Source organism: Pantoea sp. Pa-EAmG (assembly GCF_030024295.1).
GTDB classification, from domain to species: domain Bacteria; phylum Pseudomonadota; class Gammaproteobacteria; order Enterobacterales; family Enterobacteriaceae; genus Pantoea; species Pantoea dispersa.
The window spans coordinates 1-20,842 of the sequence record NZ_JASEWO010000042.1; the positions used below are offsets into that span (position 1 = coordinate 1).

The 20,842-nt window shown below is 59.4% G+C and carries 21 protein-coding genes; 12 read left to right on the forward strand and 9 right to left on the reverse strand.

Annotated features, from left to right (window positions below; all coding sequences use genetic code 11):
• Positions 1–173 (forward strand): DUF1471 domain-containing protein (locus tag QMM04_RS08240; protein WP_282995990.1); only part of this gene is annotated, 173 nt, incomplete at its 5' end.
• A 154-nt stretch (positions 174–327) separates the two neighbouring features.
• On the opposite strand, the gene QMM04_RS08245 is transcribed toward QMM04_RS08240, so the two are convergent.
• The 8 genes from QMM04_RS08245 to QMM04_RS08280 are packed head-to-tail and all read right to left on the reverse strand — an operon-like array spanning position 328 to position 8,735.
• Positions 328–1,176, reverse strand: a complete 849-nt coding sequence (locus QMM04_RS08245) for a VOC family protein (protein WP_282995974.1) — start codon at positions 1,174–1,176, stop codon at positions 328–330.
• Positions 1,177–1,199: 23 nt separating this feature from the next.
• Positions 1,200–1,577 carry a peptidase dimerization domain-containing protein gene (locus tag QMM04_RS08250; protein ID WP_031280000.1) on the reverse strand — a complete coding sequence of 126 codons (378 nt, stop codon included), beginning with the start codon at positions 1,575–1,577 and terminating at the stop codon, positions 1,200–1,202.
• Between the two features lie 2 nt (positions 1,578–1,579).
• Positions 1,580–2,683 (reverse strand): alkylhydroperoxidase domain protein, encoded by a 1,104-nt coding sequence (locus QMM04_RS08255; protein WP_282995975.1) that lies wholly within the window; start codon positions 2,681–2,683, stop codon positions 1,580–1,582.
• Between the two features lie 12 nt (positions 2,684–2,695).
• A complete protein-coding gene (locus QMM04_RS08260; protein WP_262258233.1) occupies positions 2,696–3,700 on the reverse strand; it encodes a putative FMN-dependent luciferase-like monooxygenase in 1,005 nt (334 codons plus the stop codon).
• Entirely contained in the window at positions 3,697–5,307 is a 1,611-nt protein-coding gene (locus tag QMM04_RS08265) for an ABC transporter ATP-binding protein (protein WP_282995976.1), read from the reverse strand. The genes QMM04_RS08260 and QMM04_RS08265 overlap by 4 nt, the downstream gene beginning before the upstream one ends.
• Positions 5,304–6,161 (reverse strand): ABC transporter permease, encoded by an 858-nt coding sequence (locus QMM04_RS08270; protein WP_238562086.1) that lies wholly within the window; start codon positions 6,159–6,161, stop codon positions 5,304–5,306. Before QMM04_RS08270 ends, QMM04_RS08265 begins: the two co-directional genes overlap by 4 nt.
• A complete protein-coding gene (locus tag QMM04_RS08275) occupies positions 6,158–7,102 on the reverse strand; it encodes an ABC transporter permease (protein ID WP_282995991.1) in 945 nt (314 codons plus the stop codon). Before QMM04_RS08275 ends, QMM04_RS08270 begins: the two co-directional genes overlap by 4 nt.
• Positions 7,103–7,112: 10 nt before the next feature.
• Entirely contained in the window at positions 7,113–8,735 is a 1,623-nt protein-coding gene (locus tag QMM04_RS08280; protein WP_282995978.1) for a TIGR04028 family ABC transporter substrate-binding protein, read from the reverse strand.
• 418 nt (positions 8,736–9,153) lie between these two features.
• Between QMM04_RS08280 and QMM04_RS08285 the strand changes: the two genes are divergently transcribed.
• From QMM04_RS08285 to QMM04_RS08320, 8 genes are all read left to right on the forward strand, one after another.
• Entirely contained in the window at positions 9,154–10,149 is a 996-nt protein-coding gene (locus tag QMM04_RS08285; protein WP_282995979.1) for an MsnO8 family LLM class oxidoreductase, read from the forward strand.
• Positions 10,150–10,161: 12 nt separating this feature from the next.
• The gene (locus QMM04_RS08290) at positions 10,162–11,298 is read left to right on the forward strand and encodes an amidohydrolase (protein ID WP_282995980.1); all 1,137 of its coding nucleotides are present in this window, start codon (positions 10,162–10,164) and stop codon (positions 11,296–11,298) included.
• Positions 11,299–11,374: 76 nt separating this feature from the next.
• On the forward strand, positions 11,375–12,691 hold the full coding sequence (locus QMM04_RS08295) for an LLM class flavin-dependent oxidoreductase (RefSeq protein WP_176428150.1): 1,317 nt from the start codon (positions 11,375–11,377) through the stop codon (positions 12,689–12,691).
• A gap of 17 nt (positions 12,692–12,708) precedes the next feature.
• Positions 12,709–13,641, forward strand: coding sequence for an ABC transporter substrate-binding protein (locus QMM04_RS08300; protein ID WP_058781522.1), 933 nt, complete (start codon positions 12,709–12,711; stop codon positions 13,639–13,641).
• Between the two features lie 9 nt (positions 13,642–13,650).
• Complete coding sequence (locus tag QMM04_RS08305; protein ID WP_021509059.1) at positions 13,651–14,163, forward strand: GNAT family N-acetyltransferase; 513 nt, start codon at positions 13,651–13,653, stop codon at positions 14,161–14,163.
• A gap of 11 nt (positions 14,164–14,174) precedes the next feature.
• Entirely contained in the window at positions 14,175–15,101 is a 927-nt protein-coding gene (locus QMM04_RS08310; protein ID WP_282995981.1) for an amino acid ABC transporter permease, read from the forward strand.
• Positions 15,085–15,879 carry an amino acid ABC transporter ATP-binding protein gene (locus QMM04_RS08315; RefSeq protein ID WP_021509061.1) on the forward strand — a complete coding sequence of 265 codons (795 nt, stop codon included), beginning with the start codon at positions 15,085–15,087 and terminating at the stop codon, positions 15,877–15,879. The genes QMM04_RS08310 and QMM04_RS08315 overlap by 17 nt, the downstream gene beginning before the upstream one ends.
• Positions 15,879–16,790 carry an ABC transporter substrate-binding protein gene (locus QMM04_RS08320; protein ID WP_166710397.1) on the forward strand — a complete coding sequence of 304 codons (912 nt, stop codon included), beginning with the start codon at positions 15,879–15,881 and terminating at the stop codon, positions 16,788–16,790. Before QMM04_RS08315 ends, QMM04_RS08320 begins: the two co-directional genes overlap by 1 nt.
• 117 nt (positions 16,791–16,907) lie before the next feature.
• Here the strand turns inward: QMM04_RS08320 and QMM04_RS08325 are convergent, their stop codons facing one another.
• Positions 16,908–18,266, reverse strand: coding sequence for an EAL domain-containing protein (locus QMM04_RS08325; protein ID WP_021509063.1), 1,359 nt, complete (start codon positions 18,264–18,266; stop codon positions 16,908–16,910).
• 372 nt (positions 18,267–18,638) lie between these two features.
• On the opposite strand from QMM04_RS08325, the gene QMM04_RS08330 reads away from it, so the two are divergent.
• The 3 genes from QMM04_RS08330 (at position 18,639) to QMM04_RS08340 (ending at position 20,396) form a co-directional block, all read left to right on the forward strand.
• Positions 18,639–19,199, forward strand: a complete 561-nt coding sequence (locus QMM04_RS08330) for a non-canonical purine NTP pyrophosphatase (RefSeq protein ID WP_010618047.1) — start codon at positions 18,639–18,641, stop codon at positions 19,197–19,199.
• Positions 19,196–19,990, forward strand: coding sequence for an SIR2 family protein (locus QMM04_RS08335; protein ID WP_010618046.1), 795 nt, complete (start codon positions 19,196–19,198; stop codon positions 19,988–19,990). Before QMM04_RS08330 ends, QMM04_RS08335 begins: the two co-directional genes overlap by 4 nt.
• A gap of 76 nt (positions 19,991–20,066) precedes the next feature.
• Entirely contained in the window at positions 20,067–20,396 is a 330-nt protein-coding gene (locus QMM04_RS08340) for a YebG family protein (RefSeq protein ID WP_021509064.1), read from the forward strand.
• Positions 20,397–20,842 lie beyond the last annotated feature (446 nt).

The following is a 20,842-nucleotide window of genomic DNA, read 5'->3' on the forward strand; positions in this document are numbered from 1 at the left end:
CTAAGCAGTATCAGGAAGTTGGTAAGGTTAGTACCAATAATGAATACAGTTCACCGGCAGAGGCCATGGCTGAAATCTCGAAAAAGGCCGATGAGATGGGGGGTAAATATTTTGTGATCACCTCCGGCAAAGAAGGCAAGAAAATACAGGGTACGGCAACAGTGTATAAATAATAAATTATACGCTGCAAATCAGGCGTCATAGTCATTGCAACAGGCCGTTTTAATAACGGCCTGTTGTCGTGTTTCTATTTCTACAGTAAGCGATGAGATTAAGATCTGGTTCGCTTGCCAGGTCGTCAGCAGGCAATCTACTCCGACAATGCTTTCATAGCTGAAACCGCAGCGCCACGCCGCTGGCCTGTTCCGCGCTGACCACGATGGCATCCGACTCTTCGCGAAAAGGCACATCGCCCAGCAGCAGGCTGGCTTTCACCCTGCGTAAGTCGCTGCTGCGTAGCGTCAGCGCGGCCATACGCGCACTGCCGTCATAATCGGGCGGCAGGCCGGTAAAGCGCTGCGTCACATAGTGCGCAGCGGCAAAGCGCACGGTGGCCACGCCCGCTTTCAGCACAAACGCGCCCTGCTGGCAGGCGGTGAGCTTATCGGCACCAAATAAACGACTGTAGGGCAGCGCGGCGGCTGCCGGATCCTGTGCCACCACCACAAACTCAATAATATCGGTCACCGCGTTGGGATGCTGCTGCCACACTGGCTGCCAGACCGCCTGCGGTGTCTCATGCTGGCAGAAAAAACTGCGTCCATTTGGCACCAGAGCGGGGCGCAGGCGAACGGTGCGAAAACGCGCCTGCTGTGCGCTGCCATCCGGCAACTGCACCGGCCGGTAAAAACTGGCGGCGGGATCGCCATCAATACCCTGACTTTCCAGATAGCGCCACACCGCATCGGCATCGCCGGTTTTCCATACCAGACCGCTCAGGCCCGCCGGTGCCTGCCAGATATCCTGACGCTGGTGCGCACGCCCGGCTTCATAGCCCAGCAGTTCCAGATAATTATCACCAAACACCGCCAGATGATTACTGGAGCCCAGCGAGTGATGGCCGCGTGGCGTGAGCTGGAAACCGAGCCGGCGATACAGCGCGCTGGCGTCATCCAGCCGATCGGCAACATTGATCACTGCATGATCGAGCTGTGGAACGGGTACCGGTATCGCCATTATCTGCCTCCTGGTTCGCATCATTACGATGACCGCGGTGTCGCGCTGCGTTCGGCTTCGCGTTGCGGTTGCCAGGCGAGCTGCGCTTCGGCGCCGAACGCCCGGGCAATATGGCTGACCAGCGTCGCGGCCTGCGCCGATGATCGCTGGCGCGCGCTGGCATCCTCGCTGTGCAGCACGCCTTCCACGACGACCTCTGGCGGCAGCACGTTCCAGCTGTTGCCACCCTGAAAGCGGGTGACATCCAGGCCGGCGGCCGCCAGCGCGCTGACGATGTGGCTGCCGGTAACGATACTGTCGATGCCCTCATGCGGACGTGCAGCGTGAGCGCCTTTGCCGTGAATGGTGATATGAAAATGGTCAGTAAACGCTGCCGGTGTGGCAGATAACGTGTGTGTCATGGTCATCCCTGCGGCTGTTCAGGTAAGAAAGGTTCGCCCAGCGTTAGCATCAGGCGGTTGGCCCAGGCAAAAAACGCGGCGGACTGGATCAGGTCCAGCAGCTGCAGCGTATCCAGCCCGTGCTCGCGCAGCGCCTGCAGCTGGGTCTGGCTGCTGGCGACCGGGGTTAGCGATAAGGTGGCGACAAAATCGATAATCGCCGCCCAGCGCGCGGACTGGCCGTGTGCCAGCTCGGCACCCGGCGCGACATTCAGAAGTTTCTGCACCGCAGTCTCATCTTTTGACAGCTGACTGGCTTTGCGGGCATGCACGGACGCGCAGTAAATGCAGCCGTTGACTTTACTCACCACCGTGGCCGCCAGTTCACGCTCGGCGCGAGGCAAACCGCCCGGCGTGTAAAAGATGCCTTTATCCGTCAGCGTGCGTTGTTCCAGCAGCGGCAGATTGCGCGCCAGCAGACGGAAATAGTCGGACTCGCTATGACCGTTTTTTGCCAGCGTCGCCTGTTCTTCCGCCGTAAACTCGCTGAGCGGTTTGGCTGGCAGCCACGGCTCCCAGCCCAACTCCTGCTGGGTAAACGCGGTGAGCGCAGTCTGTCCGCTGGCCGTGAGCTGGGCGCTATGCCATTTGCCGGCCACCGCATGGGGCTGCGCGCGCGATGCTTCACCGCTCAGCAGGCGCAGGCCGGTCAGCAGGCGACTCTGAAAGCTGACAAATCCCACCAGCTGCGCCAGCGTGACGATGCCGCGCGGCGTCCAGCCGGCATGGCGCAGCGTGGTCAGTTGTTGCGGTGTGGCGTCGACCGGATGCAGGCTCAGCAGTTCAGCAAAGGCGCGACCGGCGGCAAAGCGCGTATCTGACGGGGTTTCGCTGGATTGCTGCTGATAGTGTGCCTGTAATGACGTGACGCCGTGCCAGCCGGCGACCTGCCCGGCGAGCGCGTAGCGCTGCGCCAGCGGGAAATCGTCGTCATCCTGGCCAAACAGCACCTCATAGCTGCCCTGGGCGTGTCGGGTCGCGGCCTGACGCACATTGCGCGCCTCTGCCAGTTGCGCCGCCGGGTCGATATCGGCCAGCGCCGCCAGTAAATCTGTAGCCTGAGACATGGTTTTCTCCTGTTAAGCGGCACCCAGCGCACGCAGCGTGGGGGCAATATGTTCAGCAATTAACGCCACCGAACGCAGCGTATCGGCGTGCGGCGGATCGATAGAGTGCACCTGGAAGGTGATGTCGGTGGCGCGCGTCAGCGTGCTGTCGGCCAGCAGCGAAGCCAACACCGCGTCGGCATCGCCGATATGCGCATCGAGCTGGCGCGCGTGGCTCTCCAGCGTGCTGCCGGTGATGTCGTGGCCTGCCTTGCGAAACTGCTCCGCCTGGCGCTGCAGACCGGGCGCGGCAAGGCGGCGCGCGTAGTCGTTCGAGTCGGCAACAAACGCGGTACGTGAAGCCAGGATGCGGGGCGCAACGCCCGAAGGCAGCGCCGCGAGATAAGCATCGATCATCGGGTTTTGCAGCTGCTGCAGCGACAGGTCCGGCTGACCCGCCGGCCGCGGCTGGGTGCGCGATAACATCAGCCCGTGACCGGCCTGGCCGGCACGCGTCGCGCCTGCAACGGAAAAGGTGGCGATCCACACACGCTGCGCCAGCGTGGGAGCCGGCGGATAGAGATGATTGTCCGGATGGGCCAGCGTGTCGCCGCGCCACGCGCTGAGCAGCGTATGCAACTGGTCGGCAAACACGCCGGCGCGCTGTTCGCTGGTCAGGCCAAACGGCAAAAATGAGGTTGGCGTGCCGCCGGAGCCGAGCCCCACCTCCAGGCGTCCGTCGCTCAGCAGATCCAGCACCGCCGCGTCTTCGGCCACGCGCAGGGCATTTTCCAGCGGCAGGGTGATGATGCCGGTGCCGAGGCGGATATGACGGGTGTGCGCGGCCACGTGAGCAAGAAACACCAGCGGTGAGGGCAGCCCACCTTCTTTTTCATGAAAGTGGTGCTGCGCGATCCAGGCACTGTCAAATCCGCAGCGTTCAGCGTGCTGAATTTGTTCCGTCGCCAGCCGGTAGCGCTGTTGCGCTGTGGTGTCGTCGAGCAGGCGGGTAAAAAAACCGATGCGTTTGCGCGTCATGCAGACTCCTTAATCAGCGGACGGAAAACCGGAATGGCGTCAATCAACGCGCGGGTGTAAGGGTGCTGCGGCGCATTGAACAGTGTGACGGTGTCACCTTGTTCAACCACTTCGCCTGCGCGTAGCACGGTAACGCTGTGTGCCAGTCGTCGTACGGTGGCCAAATCGTGGGTGATAAACAGATAGGTGAGGCCCAGCTCGCGCTGTAACTGTTGCAGCAATTGCAGAATCTGCGCCTGCACCGTGACGTCCAGCGCTGACGTCGCCTCATCCAGCACCAGGATCGCCGGTTGCGGGATCAACGCCCGTGCGATGGCGACGCGCTGACGCTGGCCGCCGGACAGCTCGCGCGGCTTGCGCGTCAGCAGATCCAGCGGCAGTGCCACGCGCTGCGCCACCTCGTGCACCCGCTGCTGGCGCGCGGCGGCGCTGAGCGAGTCAAAGTTGCGCAGCGGTTCTTCAATGATGTTAAACAGCGTCTGGTGCGGATCGAGCGAGGCGAACGGATTCTGGTAAACAAACTGGATTTTGCGCCGTAGCTGGCGCAGCGCTTCGCCGCGCAGGCTGCTGGCATCAATGCCATCGATCACTACTTTGCCGCGATCGGCGCGTTCAAAGCCAAGCAGAATGCGCGCCAGCGTGGTTTTGCCGGAGCCGGATTCACCCACCAGCGCGTGCGTCGTGCCGCGTGGCACCGTCAGGCTGACCGCTTTCGCCACCGTCAGCGTCTGCTGCCTGCCGAGCGCAAACTGTTTATCGATGGCGTTGAGCTCAATCGCCGGTGTGGAAAAACGGGCTGCGGACGGATAAGGCCGATCGGTAACGTCGGGCACCGCGTCCTGTAACAGCTGGCGGGTATAAGGATGTTGTGGCGCGCTGACCAGCGTCGCTGCGCTTCCCTGTTCCTGGATCTCGCCGTGACGAAACACCAGCAGACGGTCAGCGCGTTCCGCGGCCAGCGCCAGATCGTGGGTGACAAACAGCACGGCGGTGGCGAACTCACGGCGTAGCTGGTCGAGCAGATCAAGAATGCGCTTTTGCACCGTGACATCGAGCGCGCTGGTTGGCTCATCGGCGATGATCAACTGTGGTTGCAGGGCGAGCGCGATGGCAATCAGCACGCGCTGCTTCATCCCGCCAGAGAGCTGATGCGGATATTGATGCAGGCGCTGCTCCGGATGGCTCAACCCAACTTTTTGCAGCAGCTCCAGCACGCGCTGCTGGCGCGCGGTCCGGCTAAACTTCTGATGTAGCTGCAGGATCTCGCCAACCTGATCGCCAATGGTCTTCACCGGATTAAGCGAATTACCGGGATCCTGCGGCACCAGGCTGATATGCACGCCGCGCACGCTGTCCATGCGCCGGGATGACCAGCCAGCGATGTCGGTGCCGTTCAGCAGGATTTTACCGCTATCGCGCAGGGCATTGTCCGCCAGCAGACCGATAATCGCCTGGGCCGTGGTGGTTTTGCCTGAGCCGGATTCACCGACCAGCGCCACCATTTCGCCCGGCTGCAGGGTAAAGCTCACGTTATGCACCACTTCACGCCACACGCCGCGCTGGCGATAGCTGAGGCTGAGGTTTTCCACGCTCAATAGCGCTGTCATGCGTCACCTCCTGCCAGCTGACGGCTGACGCGATTCGCCGCCAGCACCACGGCGACTACCACCACGCCGGGAAAGGTAGTCAGCCACCACGCGGTAGCCAGATAGTTGCGGCCTTCGGCGATCAGCAAGCCCCATTCGGGGGTCGGTGGTGGCGTGCCATAGCCGAGAAAGCTGAGAGTTGAGAGCGCCAGAATGGCCTGACCAAACTGCAGTGCGGCGAAGGCAATCACCGCGGTCAGCGAGTTGGGGACAATGTGGCGCCACAGTACCTGCCAGAAACGGCCGCCACTGCCATAAGCCGCTTCCACATATTCACTGCGGCGTACCCGCACCACTTCGCCGCGCGCCAGCCGGGCAAAACTGGCAATCGAGGCGATGCCCACCGCCAGCGCAGCGTGCACGGTGCCAAAACCCAGCAGGATCAGCAGGCTTAATGACAGCAGCAGCGCCGGGATTGAAAGCAGCACATCAACCAGTCGCATCAGTGCCTGTTCACCGCGGCCGCCCACGGCCCCAGCCAGGACGCCCAGCGCGGTTCCGCCAGTGAGCCCCATCGCCACCGCTGCGACCGCCGCAGAGAGCGACTGCGAGGCGCCATAGACGATGCGCGCCAGCAGGTCGCGTCCGAGTTGATCGGTGCCGAGCCAGTGCGAACTGTGCGGCGCTAAGCGCTGCGCGCCGGCAATGCCTTCTGTCGGGCTATAGTGGGTGAACAGTTGCGGTGCCACGGCCGCCACGAATGCCAGCGCCAGCACCGTCCATGCCAGCCACAAGCCAGGCTGCAGGCGACGGGCACGATCGCGCCGCAAGGCCGGCTGTCCCTGACGCGCGGTAGAGTAATCGACCAGACTCATGAATTTCCTCCGGCTACGGTTTGCAGACGTGGGTCGAACAGCGGCATCAGCAGATCGACCAGCAGGTTGATCAGTACAAACGCCAGTGCGGAGATCATTACTACCGCCTGTAACACCGCCACATCCTGATTGTTGACCGCCTGCTGGGTCAGCTGACCGATGCCGCTTAAGCCGAATACGGTTTCGGTAATCAGCGCGCCCGCGATCAATTCCCCCAGCAGCAAACCGGCCACATTGAGCACGGGCAGCAGCGCGTTGCGCATGATATGGCGCCATAGCACGTGTTGTGCGCTGGCACCTTTGGCGCGGGCCACGGCGACAAACGGCTGAGTAGCAACCTGATCGATACTGCGCAGCAGAATCTGGGCCAGCGGGGCGGAGATGGGCACGGCGACGGTCAGCACCGGCAGAATCAGCCCCTGCAGGGGCGATGGGTTGATCACCGGGATCCAGCGCAGTTGAAAGGAGAACAGCTGAATCAGCGCGATGCCAAGCCAGAACGTCGGCAGCGAAATAAACAGTGCCGGCAGCGACTGCAATAGCGTACGCAGCAGGCGCAGCGCAGGCAGTCGCGCCAGCGCCGCCAGTGCGAAGGCCACCACGCAGGCAACGGCAAATCCGGCCAGCGCCAGCTGCAGCGTGGCGGGCAGATTGCTGCGCAGCAGATCGCTGACCGGCACACCTGCCTGCACCGAGTAGCCAAAGTCACCGCGCAGCATCGCCAGCAACGTATGCAGATACTGCTGCCAGATCGGGCTATCGGCACCGTAGGCCTGCCGCATCTCTGCAATTTGCTGCGGGCTGAGACCCATATCCGGATTCTGGAACTTGATCAGCACCGCATCGCCAGGCAGCACCTGCAGCAGCAAAAACGACAGGGTAAATGCCGCCCATAACACCAGCAGGCTTTGCCCCGCTCTATGCAGCAGTGCGTGTCGCATCATCATCCTCTCAATGTTTTTCCAGCCATGCGCCGTAGAACGACGGCCGGCCTACGGCTTCAAAACTCACGCCCTTCAGCCACGGCGTGCCGGCAAACACCTGCGGCTCTTCAAAGATCGGGATCACATAAGCCTGATCCAGCAGATAACGCTGGGCGTCTCCGGTGAGCGCCAGACGTTTCGCCGGATCGACTTCGGCCGAGATTGCCACCAAAAGCTTGTTGAGTTGGTCGTCACGGAAATGCCGGACTTTGTCGCTGGAGCCGCCTTTTTGCAGCAGCGCATCACGGTTGGCGAGGTAAAACATGCTCTTCACCACGTCCGGATCGGCGCGGCCCACTTCCGAGACCGTGAGCGGGGTTTTTAGCGGATCGAGATTGTCCAGCGTGCGGCTGCCGGCGTCACCGGCTTTCACCGTGAGCTGGACGCCAACCTGACGCCACTGCTGGGCCACCAGCTGCAGCACTTCTTTGTTCTGCGGCTGTGGCAGCGATTCATACACGGTCAGAGCCAGCTTTTGCCCCGCCTTAGCGCGGATGCCGTCGCTGCCGGGCTGCCAGCCAGCCTCGTCAAGCAGTTGCCTGGCGCGGGCGGGATCGTATTTCAGTTTGTCCGCGAGGTTGACATACCCGGCGGCCGAGGCGGCGATCACCGAGGTGGCCTGCGGATAGTTAGGTGAAAACAGGGTTTGCACCACCTGCTGCGCGTTGGTCGCATGCAACAGCGCCTGACGTACGCGCAGATCGCTGACCAGCGGGTTGTCCGGGCGGAAGCTGATGCTGTCGTTGACGCCACGCGTCGGCGCTGCGTAAACCGGGAACGCCTGCTGCTGTGCCTGTTTTTCGTCATACGCCTGCACCTGGCGAATAAAATCGGCCTGACCGGCCAGCAGTGCGCCGATGCGCACGCTATCTTCCGGTGTGACGATAAATTTGATGCCAGCCAGATTCGCCGGTCCCTGCTGGGTGCTGTTTTTCGGTCCCCACTGGTAATCTTTGCGCGCGGTTAAATCCACTTCCCGCCCGAGCTTTTCATCGCTGACCACAAACGGCCCGGAGCCAATAATATGGCGCGCATCGCCGAGCTGGTCGAAACTGCGTTGCAGCGTGCTGAGAGAAACCAGCCCGGAGCCAATGGTGGCCGTGCCCTGTAAAAATCCAGGTGAGGGCTGTTTGAAATAAAACTTCACCGTCTGGGGATCAATCACTTCGCTGCGTTGGTAATTATTAATCACTTCAGACACCGGCAGGCGCTGGGCTTTATTACCGAGTCCGTAAGTATCAAAGTTTTTCGCCACGGCATTCGCATCCAGCGGCGTGCCATCGGAAAAAGTGACGCCAGGGCGAATTTTAAAGGTGTATTCCGTTTTATCCGCGTTGCTGCTCCAGCTTTCGGCAATCCACGGTTCCACCTGCAGCGTTTTCGGATTTTGCCACGTCAGTTTGTCGGTGATCTGATTGAGAATGCCGCCGTTGGGATAAAAACCCCCGGCCGGCGGATAAAGATTGGTATGTGCCTGCTGTTCCAGATAAATCAGCGTGCCGCCTTTGACCGGCGTCTCCGCCGCGTGGGCGCTAAATATCCCTGTCAGCAGGGCTAAGCTCAGCGCCCGCAAGTGAAAATGCGTCTTCATGATGATTTCCTTTGTTATCAAGTGCCCGGTGGGCTGAAATCATCATCAAATGTGCAACCCGTGAGTTGAACCAATGAATTGCACTAAGCTTTTGCGAAAATAACAAAAGCGGAGAATTAATTTTATGCCGCAATTACCGGGTTGTTTTCCTGGCTCGATAAAAATTGTTTTTTCTCAACCTGAAAACCTGCACTGAGGTTATTGCTGCTGCGGATCATTACCGACTCGCGTAATGTTAATCCGACAGAAAGCGAAATCCGCTTTACGAAAAATCAGGCTTTCACCAGCAAGTATTATGACTATTTCTCATTTCCTGAATCGCTTTGCCGATTTAGTTGTTTTACGAAATATAAATCTCACCGCCACACTAAGCGCCATATTCATCGCAACCCTATTCATCGAAATAAGGAACAGGCGCATGTCATACCGACTGAGTTTGCTCGACAAATCACCGATTGCAGCAGGTGAGAGCGCCACGCAGGCCCTGCATCGCACACTGCAGCTGGCTCAGCGCGCGGAAGCCTGGGGTTATCACCGCTTCTGGCTGGCGGAGCACCACAACAGCGACCAGCTGGCGAGTCCTTCGCCGGAATTGTTGATTGCCTGGATCATTGGCCAGACCCGACATATCCGCGTGGGTTCCGGCGGCGTGATGTTGCAGCACTACAGCCCTTATAAAGTGGCGGAAAACTTCAACCTGCTGGCTGCGCTGGCACCAAGACGTATCGACCTGGGCGTGGGTAAAGCGCCCGGCGGACTGCCGCTTTCCACCCGCGCGCTGCAATTGGGGGTGCACCAGCAGGAGAAAGGCAGCTTTGCCGAACAGCTGGCGCTGCTGGATAGCTGGCTCAGTGTGCCGCCGGTGGGGGATGAGGAGATCCTGCGCGCCACGCCGCAGCCGCCGCGTCCGGCCAATCGCTTTCTGCTCGGAGCCAGCGAAGCGAGCGCCCGACTGGCGGCAGAGCTCGGCTGGCAGCTGGTGTTCGCCGCACACCACAACGGCGATCCGCAACTGATGGCACAGGTGCTGAACAGCTATCGCCAGCACAGTCAGGGTCAGCGTGCGCTGGTGGCGGTACAGGTGGTGGTGGCGGATTCGCCGGCAAAAGCTGACCTGCTGGTCGACACACTGCGCATTTATCACGTCAGCGTGACGGGCGGACAGAGCGTTAACGTCGGCAGCATTGAACAGGCTGAGCGCTATGTGCGTCAGGGCGGGTTCAGTGATTACGTGATTGAGCCACGCACGCCGTCGCTGCTGAAAGGGACCGCGGCACAGGTGCACGCGCAGCTTGATGCGCTGCACCAGCGCTACGGCATTGAAGAGTTTGTTATTGATACGCCGGTGGCGGAGGAGCAGGCGCGGGTGAAATCCCTAGAACTGCTGGCGACGCATCGTCTGGTTAGCGCCTGACCGGGAGGTCCTGTGACGATAGTAAGCGAACAGCAGCTGATTGACTGGCGGCGCGAGCTGCACAGCTGGCCGGAACTCTCCGGTCATGAAGTGGAAACCAGCGCGCGGCTGCGCCGCTGGCTGCAGCAGGCTGACGTGCGCCTGCTGGATTATCCGCTGCACACCGGCGTGGTGGCGGAAGTGGGTCAGGGCGCGCCTCTGATCGCCCTGCGTGCCGATATTGATGCATTACCGATCCATGAAGCCACCGGGCTGCCTTTTCGTTCACGGCAAGCCGGCGTCATGCACGCCTGCGGTCATGATGTGCACAGTGCGGTGATACTGGGTGCCACGCTGCAGCTGAAAACACGGGAAGCTCAGCTACCGGGGCGGGTGCGCATCCTGTTCCAGCCGGCGGAAGAGATTGCCCAGGGCGCGCGGCAGTTCATCGATGCGGGGGTGCTGGATCAGGTACAGGCGATTTTTGGCATGCACAACGAACCGGGTTTACCCACGGGCACCTTTGCCACGCGCAGCGGTGCGTTTTATGCCAACGCCGATAAATTTGTGGTGCGTGTGCACAGCACCCGCGCGGACGTGAACAGCATCCTGGTCGCCAGCCAGATTATTCAGGCGCTGCAATCCCTCACCAGCCGCAGCTTTAATACGCTGGACAGTCTGGTGCTGAGCGTCACGCGGATTGATGCACACAGGCACGACGGTCAGCAGACGGCTGAAGCGGAATTTGGCGGCACGGTGCGCACGCACGATAAACAGGTGCGCGCGCAGCTGGAGCAGCGTGCACGCGAGGTGGTGGTCAATATCGCCGCCGCCAGCGGTGCCACGGCCACCTTTAGCTGGCATCCGGGGCCGCCGGTGCTGGAGAACGACGCCCACTGGGCACAGTTTGCCAGTCAGGTTGCGCAGCAGGTGGGTTATCAGGTGCAACAGGCTGAGCTGCACCTTGGCGGCGAAGATTTCGCTTATTACCTGCAGCAGCTCCCTGGCGCGTTTGTCAGCATTGGCAGCGCCAGTGAATTTGGCCTGCATCACGGTGGCTTCAACCCCGATGAAGCGCTGATCGCCCCGGCGGCACACTACTTTAGTCAGCTGGCGCAACAGGCATTGCAGCAGCTAAACGCGCGATGTCGCGACGCCATCCTTAACTGATTTTCTTCCATTTCTGGCAGCGCTGTACGGCGATAAGGCTATCGCCGACAGGCTGCGCCATGAGCAAAGAGAGACGATTATGACTGCAAGACAACTGCGCCTCGGCACCATTCTGCACGGCGCATCCGGCAACATGTCCGCCTGGCGTCATCCGGCGGCGCAGGCGGATGCCAGCATCAGTTTTGATTACGCCCGCCGTATCGCCCGTAAAGCCGAGGCTGGCAAACTGGATTTCCTGTTTGTCGCCGATGGCCTGTTCATTAATGAAAAATCGATCCCGCACTTTCTTAACCGCTTCGAACCGCTGACGCTGCTGTCGGCGCTGGCCGGCGTCACCGAGCATCTCGGCCTGGTCGGTACGGTGTCCACCTCCTACAGTGAGCCGTTCACCGTCGCCCGCCAGTTCGCCAGTCTAGACCATCTCAGCGGCGGGCGCGCGGGCTGGAATGTGGTGACATCGCCGCTGGAGGGCTCGGCAAAAAACTTTTCGCGTCAGCAGCATCCCGAGCATGCGCTGCGCTACCGCATCGCCGACGAGTACCTGCAGGTGGTGAAAGGGTTGTGGGATTCCTGGGAAGAGGGTGCGTTTGTGCGCAATAAAGCCAGCGGTCAGTTCTATGCGCCTGACAAACTGCACACGCTGAATCATCACGGTGATTTTTTCCAGGTACAGGGGCCGCTGAACATTGAGCGCACGCCGCAGGGCCGGCCGATTATCTTTCAGGCGGGCGCCTCGGAAGATGGCCGCAAGCTGGCGGCGCGTCATGCCGATGCCATCTTCACCCATCAGCCAACGCGCGAAGAGGCGCAGGCGTTCTACCGGGATGTGAAGCAGCAGCTGGTGGCGAACGGGCGTGAGCCGGGCGATCTGCACATTTTCCAGGGCGTCAGTGTGATCGTGGGGGAGGATGACGCAGACGTCGAGCGCCAGTACCAGACCACCGCGGCGCTGGTCTCGATTGAGGATGCACTCAACTACCTTGGTCGCTTCTTTGACCATCACGACTTCTCGCAGTATCCGCTCGACCAGCCGTTCCCGGACATTGGCGATATTGGCCAGAATAGCTTTCGTAGCACCACCGACGAAATCAAACGCAAAGCGCGCGAACACGGCCATACGCTGCGCCAGGCGGCGCTGGAAGCCGCGACGCCGCGTCCGCTGTTTCACGGCACGCCACAGCAGGTGGCGGATGGTCTGCAGCTGTGGTTCGAAACCGAAGCCACTGACGGTTTCATTATTCAGGGCGGCACGCCGGACACCTTCGAGCGTTTTGTTGATCAGGTGATTCCGGTTCTCCAGGCGCGCGGCCTGACGCGTCGCGAATACCCGGGCAGCACGCTGCGCGCCAGCTTTGGTCTGAAACAACCGCTCAACCAGTTCACACCACAATAACGATGAGAAAACACGCTATGCAGAAAAAATCCCTGATTGTGCTGCTGTTACTGAGCCTGAGCAGTGCGGCACTGGCCGAGGACGTGGCCGTCAATGGTCAGCAGGTGAGCCTTGCCGCCAATAAAACGCCCATCAACACGCCAGAGAATCCTGCCGCCGTGGCGCAAATTCCGGCGGGCCACAAATTTGCCGTGCCGGGATCGTTCACCGTGGCGGTGGCGGCACTCAACTCGCCGCCGCTCACGGTATTCAGCGACGACAATAAAACGCTGCTGGGCAGTGAGGTGGATATCGCGCGTCTGGTGGCCGACAGCCTCGGGCTGAAGCTCAACATCGTGCCCACCTCGTGGGAGGACTGGCCGCTGGGCGTGGCATCGGGCAAATATGACGCGGCGATCACCAACGTGACGGTGACCAAAGATCGTAAACAGCGTTTTGATTTTGCCACCTACCGTAAAGATTCGCTGGGCTTCTATGTGAAAACCAGCAGCCCGATTACCTCGCTGAGCAAGGCAGAAGATATTGCCGGCCTGCGCATCATCGTCGGCTCCGGCACCAATCAGGAGGCCATCCTGCTGGCCTGGGATAAAGAGAATCAGGCTAAGGGACTGAAGCCTTTCACACCGGTTTATACCAAAGATGACGCTGCGCAGACGCTGGCGCTACAGGCCGGGCGCGCCGACGCTTACTTCGGCCCTAACGTGATTGGCGCATGGAAAGCGGCGCTGACCAAAAAGACCCGGCTGGTGGGTAGCGTGGACGGCGGCTGGCCGAAGGCGGCGCACATCGCGGTGACAGTGAAGAAAGACAACGGGCTGGTGCAGCCAATTAACACCGCACTCAATGGCGTGATCAAAAACGGTGACTACGACAAGGTGCTGAACCGCTGGGGTGAAGGCGTGGAGCGTCTGGATCGTTCCGAGATCAATCCGCCCGGACTGGGCGATTAAGGAGGAGGCATGAGCCAGCAATTTTTCCGCGAAGTGTCACCGGAAGCGCCGGAGCTGCAGCCGATTCTTGACGGTCTGTTTGGTGAATATGCAGCACGCTACGGCGATTTCTTCAGGAAACACAATGAAGTTGAGCTGACCGAGTGGTATCTGCCGCCGCGCGGGCTGTTCATCGTGCTGGAGCGCGACGGTGAGATCATCGCCATGGGCGCCTATAAACCGTGGGATGCTACCACCGCCGAACTGAAGCGCATCTGGACGCGGCGTGACCTGCGCCGTCAGGGACTGGCACTGCTGATCCTGCAGGAGCTGGAGCGCCGGGCGCTGCGCGCAGGCTATCAGCGCGTGTTTCTCACCACCGGTTTTCGTCAGCCGGAAGCGGTACAGCTGTATATCGGCCACGGCTATCAGCCGCAGTTTGAGCTGCGCGAAGATATGGAGATTTACGGCCAGCCGCCGCACGATGGCCGGCTGCGTTTTCTCAAAGTGATTGATGTGCACAACGTGGCACAGGCCAGCTAAGGAGAGCCACCATGAGTAAGCAACAACCTTTGACCGTGGTGCCGGCACGCTATCCGGCGCGTACCGTCGGTGCCATCATCGCGCTGTTTATCCTTGCGGCGGTGATCGATTCCGTGGCCTTTAATCCGCGCTGGGAGTGGAGCGTGTTTGCCCGCTGGTTTTTCGACCCGGTGATCCTAAATGGCCTGGGGCAAACGCTGCTGCTGACGCTGTGCGGTACGCTACTGAGCCTGATATTCGGCGGCCTGCTGGCCCTGGCGCGGCTCTCGTCATCGTGGCTGCTGAGCACGCTGGCGTTTGGCTATACCTGGCTGTTTCGCTCGCTGCCGCTGATTGTGGTGCTGATCATTCTGTATAACTTCTCGTACCTGTACGACACGCTGTCGTTCGGTATTCCGTTCACCGCTCTGTCGTGGGGGCACTTCCAGACCATCAACGTGCTCGGACAGTTCCCGGCGGCGGTGATTGGCCTGACGCTGGTGCAGAGCGCGTATAGCGCGGAGATTATTCGCGGCGGGTTTCTCGGTGTCGATCACGGTCAGTTTGAAGCCGCTTCGGCGCTGGGATTATCGTCGTCGCGTCGCACGTTTCGCATCATTCTGCCGCAGGCACTGCGCGCGATTATTCCCACCACCTTTAATGAGATCATCAGCCTCGCCAAGGGCACCTCAATGGTGTATGTGCTGGCGATGCCCGAGCTGTTCTACACCATCCAGATGATCTACAACCGCACCCAGCAGGTGATCCCGCTGCTGATGGTCGGAGCCGCCTGGTATCTGATCATCACCACCGTGCTGTCGCTGCTGCAGCACAGCGTCGAGCGCTGGCTGGCACGCAGCGTCACGCGTGAACCGCAACCTTCGCGCTGGCGCCAGTGGCGCAACCGCAGCGTGAACCCTGCCGTCAACGAGGAGCTGTCCCATGTCCGAAGCCATTGATTACCGCTATCTGCATACCACCGGCGCCATCAGTATTACCGGCGTCAGCAAGACGTTTGGCCGGCATAAAGCGCTGGATGAGGTGTCGCTTGAGCTGGCTCCCGGTTCGGTGACGGTGATCCTCGGGCCGTCCGGTTCTGGCAAATCGACGCTGCTGCGCACCATCAATCATCTGGAGCGCGTGGATGAAGGCTTTATTCAGATCGATGGCGATTACATCGGCTACCAGCGGCGCGGCGATAAACTCTATGAGCTGAAAGAGAAGGCGATTTTGCGGCAGCGCATCAACGTCGGCTATGTGTTCCAGAACTTCAATCTGTTTCCGCACCTGACGGTGCTGGAAAATCTGATTGAAGCGCCGATTGCCCATCGTCAGCTGTCGCGCCGGGCAGCGATCGATCGCGCCGGTGAGCTGCTGGATGTGGTCGGCCTGCGGCACAAAGCCGATGCCTGGCCGCGGCATCTCTCTGGCGGTCAGCAGCAGCGCATTGCGATTGCGCGTGCGCTGATGCTCAACCCGCGCGTGATGCTGTTTGATGAGCCGACTTCGGCGCTCGACCCGGAACTGGTGGGCGAAGTGCTGGATGTGATTAAAAAACTGGCGCGCTCCGGCACCACGCTGGTGATTGTCACGCACGAGATCGGCTTTGCGCGCGAAGTGGCGGATAACGTGGTGTTTATGGTTGACGGGCGCGTGGTTGAGCAGGGCAGCAGCCAGCAGGTGCTAAATCAGCCGCGTCATGAGCGCACCAAACGTTTCCTCGCCAGGGTGCTGTAATGAAGCAAGTGATCATAGTCGCGCTGGCGGGTGCGGTGCTGGCGGCACCCGCGACAGGCGCGCAACAGCTTGACGCCAGTCACAACGAAACGCCGATCACCATGGCGGCCAATCCGCAGGCGATCGCGAAGATCCCCGCCGGATTTCATTTTGTTCACCCCGGCTATTTAACCGTCGCCACTTCAGCCAATAATTCACCGCCGATTGGCCTCTGGGCGTCCGATAATAAAACGCTGATCGGCAGCGACCCGGACATTGCGCGCCTGCTGGCCGACAGCCTCGGACTGAAACTCAGGCTGGTGCCGGCGGCGTGGGAGGACTGGCCGCTGGGCATCACGGCAGGGCGCTATGATGTGGCGATGTTTAATATCGCGGTGACCGAGGAGCGCAAGCAGAAGTTTGATTTCGCCACCTATCGCGCGGATAACCACGCCTTCGCGGTGAAAGCGGACAGTAAAATCAGCGCAATTCGTCGCCGGGAAGACGTGGCCGGCAAACGGATTATCGTGGGCTCCGGCACCAATCAGGAGCGAATCTTACTGAGCTGGGATGAGAAGAATCGGGCGCAGGGCCTGGCCCCGGTGCAGCCGATTTATCTCAACGATGATGCCTCCGCCACGCTGGCGCTGCTCTCTGGCCGGGCCGATGCGTCATTCGGCCCGCAGGCCATGGCGGCGTGGAAAGTGGCTTCGCGCGGGCAAACCAAAATTGTCGGGCACGGACCGTTTCGCGCCTGGGTGGCGGTCACCACGAAGAAGGGCAATGGCCTGGACGTCGCGCTGCAGCAGGCGATCAACGGCGCTATTGCTGGCGGCCAGTATCACCAGGTGCTGGCAAGATGGGGTGAAGAGGGCGAGGCAGTGGAGATTTCGCAGGTTAATCCGCCTGGGATTGTTTATCAGGAGAATTAGGGCGGGGTGGTCAGGCGTGCGGTGTGGTCACCATAAATGGCGACCCTACAGCTCGCTCGGGCTTTCGTAGAGTGCGCATTGCTGCGCACTGGCTTAAAAAATGAAGGCTCGCCCGGTTTATCCTGCTTTTTTTATCCACTGCAATGCTTCGGCGGCGGGCAGCGGGCGGGCAAAATGGTAGCCCTGGAATAAATGGCAGCCCTTATTGCGCAGGTGCTCGAAATACTCCTCGCTCTCAATGCCTTCCGCCAGAACGTTCAGCCCCATCGCGCGCGACAGCTCAATGGTCTTTTGCACCACAATCGCCGCCGATTCGTTTTCAAAAATGTGCATGATCAGGGATTTATCAATCTTAATATCATCAATAGCGAAATCACTCAGCGACTTAAGCGAAGAGTAGCCGACGCCGAAATCGTCGATCGCCCATTTGATCCCTAACTGGCTGAAGTGGTTAATGACATCCCCAATGCGCTGCTGATCGTAAATAAAGGTGGTCTCGGTAATTTCAAACTTCAGCCGCTCGGGACGGATTTTGTAATGCGACAGCGTCAGCAGCGTGTCATGGGTGAAGTCGCGGTGCATCAACTGCAGCGGGCTGATATTGATGGAAAACACCAGCGGGGGCAGCCGCAGCACGCGATCCCACTCAACGATTTGTTGCAGCATGCGCTCCAGCACCCACTTGCCAATATCGATAATCAGCCCGCTTTTTTCGGCTACCGGAATAAACACTTCCGGTGAGATAAAGCCTTTCTCCGGGTGCTTCCAGCGCAGCAGCGCTTCAAAACCGATGAGATTTTTGTCGCCATCGACCTGCGGCTGATAATAGAGCTCCAGCTGCTGGCGCTCGATGGCGGACGCGAGCTCGCGCTTGATAAGATCGGTGGCGGAATAATTGCCGCCATAGGTAAACACGGTCGACAGCAGTGCCGTCACCGGCACTGCACAATTGAAAACGGTAAAAACGGCTTCCTGCGGAATATTCAGATGGAAACGATTATTTTCCCAGATCAGACCGGTGGTGACAAAAAACAGATAACACAGCAGGCACAGCAGCGGAAATATTTTACTCAGATAAAAGGATTGCTGGCGCAACACCAGTGCCGAACCGATGATCAAGGCCACCAGATAGTTATATTCTGAACGCTTGCCGGCAGCGTGATGATTATCCACCAGCAACAGCACGATGATGGTGAATAATAACGCATGGGTAATGATCGCCAGATGCCGCTCCAGCCGGTCGCTGAAGGCGCCGATGATGATGTAGCCCCCTAGCGCTATACTGGCGATATACAGACAGCCAATGTCATGATGACCGCGACTGAAATTCAGTGTTGCCATAAAGATACCGGCCACGATACTGGCGACGCCGGCAATCAGCAGCGTCAGGCGTAGCTTTTTTTCCGGGCTATCACCCTGCAGAATGAAGGGCAGATTACGGATGCGCGACCAGGCTGAACTCAACAAAGGGTTCATAAACGGTTCCGGGTTTTATTGTCATGACGCGTGAAGGTGTAAACGCCACATAATATATTTAAGCGAGACGACTGTCATAATTGTTTTCAGATTATTTGCGCGTTAAGCGCGGGTTTTTATATTTGACATAAGCGGCGTCAAATAGCGCTATTAACGCATTCAGGCGCAATATTTAACGCCACCAGCGATAAGCGATGCGCTATACCGGCGAAGGCGCGCGCAGCGCGACCCGATTGTTCCTCGCCAGTGACGTCGCCGCAGAGTAGAATGACCACGCGGCGCGGCGACAGCGTGCCGGACAATAACAGCCGGAACCGCAGCCGGATACGCGTCACCAGGTTGGACTAACCCACTTTCAACATACTGATTGCAATGAAAATTCGTTTCTTATCTGCTAATGAACTCAAGCTGGCCGAGGTGCGTACCATCCTTGAGCCGGTGGGTGTCGAAGTGGTGCCCATTGCGCGCCGTATTGAAGAGATTCAGACCGAAAATGAGGTGGAGCTGGTTCGTGACAAACTGACTAAAGCCTTTTCAATCATTGGCCGCCCGCTGTTTGTCGAGCATACCGGTCTGTATCTGGATGGGCTCAATGGCCTGCCCGCCGGACTGACGCGCATCTTCTGGAGCCGGCTGAACGCGGAACGCTTTACCAAACTGGTGAACGGACTGGACAGCCCGGGCGTGACCGCCAAAACCGTCCTCGGCTACTGTGACGGGCGCAAAATGTACCAGTTTGAAGGCCAGCTGCGCGGCACCATTGCCCGGGAGCCGGCGGGGCCACGCGAATTTCAGTGGGACTGCGTCTTTATCCCGGAAGGGCACACCCAGACATTCGCTGAAATGGGCGAACTGAAAAACGAAATCTCGATGCGCCGCCTGGCGCTGGATCGCTTTGCCACCTTTCTGAAAACTTCGCGGGGGCTGGCATGAAACCGGAACTCAAACGCGCTTACGATGCCGGCAAACTGATTCTGTTCGCCGGTGCGGGCATCTCACGCAATCTCGGACTGCCGGAGTGGCACGAGCTGATTGCACATCTGGCTAATGAGCTGGGCTACGATCCGAAAATCTTCAATACCTACGGCACCCATTTGTCGCTGGCGGAATATTACAAACAGCGCAAAGGCTCGCTCGGCCCGCTGCGCAGCTGGATGGATCGCGAGTGGCACCGTCCGGATATCGACGTGCGCAGCTCTGAAATCCACACCATGATCACCCAGGGCAATTTCTCGCGCATCTATACCACCAATTACGACCGCTGGCTGGAGATGGCGCATGAAGCGCACAACGTGCCGTACAGCAAGGTCGCTAATGCCGCCGATCTGGTGTCGCTGACTGAAGATAAGCGCCATATTATTAAACTTCATGGCGATTTTGACGATGATACCTCCATCGTGCTGGATGAGAGCAGCTACTTCGAGCGGCTCTATTTTGACTCGCCGCTGGATATCAAACTGACCCATGATGTTATGGGTAACTCCGTGCTGTTTGTTGGCTACAGCATCAGCGATTTCAATATCCGCCTGCTGTTTTATCGCCTGACCAAGATGTGGGGCCGCACCGGGCTGGCGACCGCACGGCCTAAATCCTACCTGTTCACCAACCGTAATAATCCGGTGGCGAAAGAGGTACTGGGGCAGTGGGGCATTGAGATGATCGTGTCTGAAGAGGACGATCCGCGCAAAGCGCTGGCAACCTTCCTCGAAGAGCTGCTGGCTTAAACGGCGAGCAGAAACCGTTGGCGAAAAAAAGCTGAATGAAATATACTGTATATAAACACAGTAAATGAGGTGCATCATGGCAGTCGAAACCAAATATGTTGTGGTCAGAAAGGGTGAAGAGAAGATGACGTTTGCCAATAAAAAAGACGCAGATGCATGGGACAAGATGCTCGATATGGCCGACGCGTTCACCGACTGGCTGCAGCAACATCAGCCAGCGATGGATGAGGCCCAGGCCGAAGCGCTGGGCATGCTGCTGGCCGAACAGAAAGACGCGGTGCAACACATTCTGCGCACCAGCAAACTGCCGGACGCGGTGAAAGACAGCGGCGAAACCGCTGCTGACGACAGCGATACGGCTGTGCCGGAAAAAGAGAAGAAGGTGCGTGCGGTCAAAGCCGCCTGAGGAACAGCGCGTTCGCTTTGCACTGCTGCTGAATCCGGGCCAGCCTCTGTGCTGGCCTGGGAACCGTGCTAAGGATCAGTGCGTGAAAAGAGAGAAGGTACCTGAGTAGTAACTGACCATCCACGCCACATACACCAGCCAGACCACCATTAACCCTGCCAGACTCAATTTACCTGCCATGTTGCATTCCTCTTGTTATGCGGCGCGTTGCGCCCGTACGCAATAACCTGACAGCACAACGAAGTGGCGATCTTGCGCCAGATCAAATTCCCTCTTTTTTACTGCATCGTCTTAGCGTTTTTAATGGCGACCCGACGCCACAACAGCGGTTGATGGTTTTCTGATCGGACCTGCCAGGCCATCAAGTTCCCGGATTGTGCGCCGATAGAGTGATTACAGGGATGCAGGTGCACAGGGCGTGATTCTTTTTCAGTAATAAAGTGTCA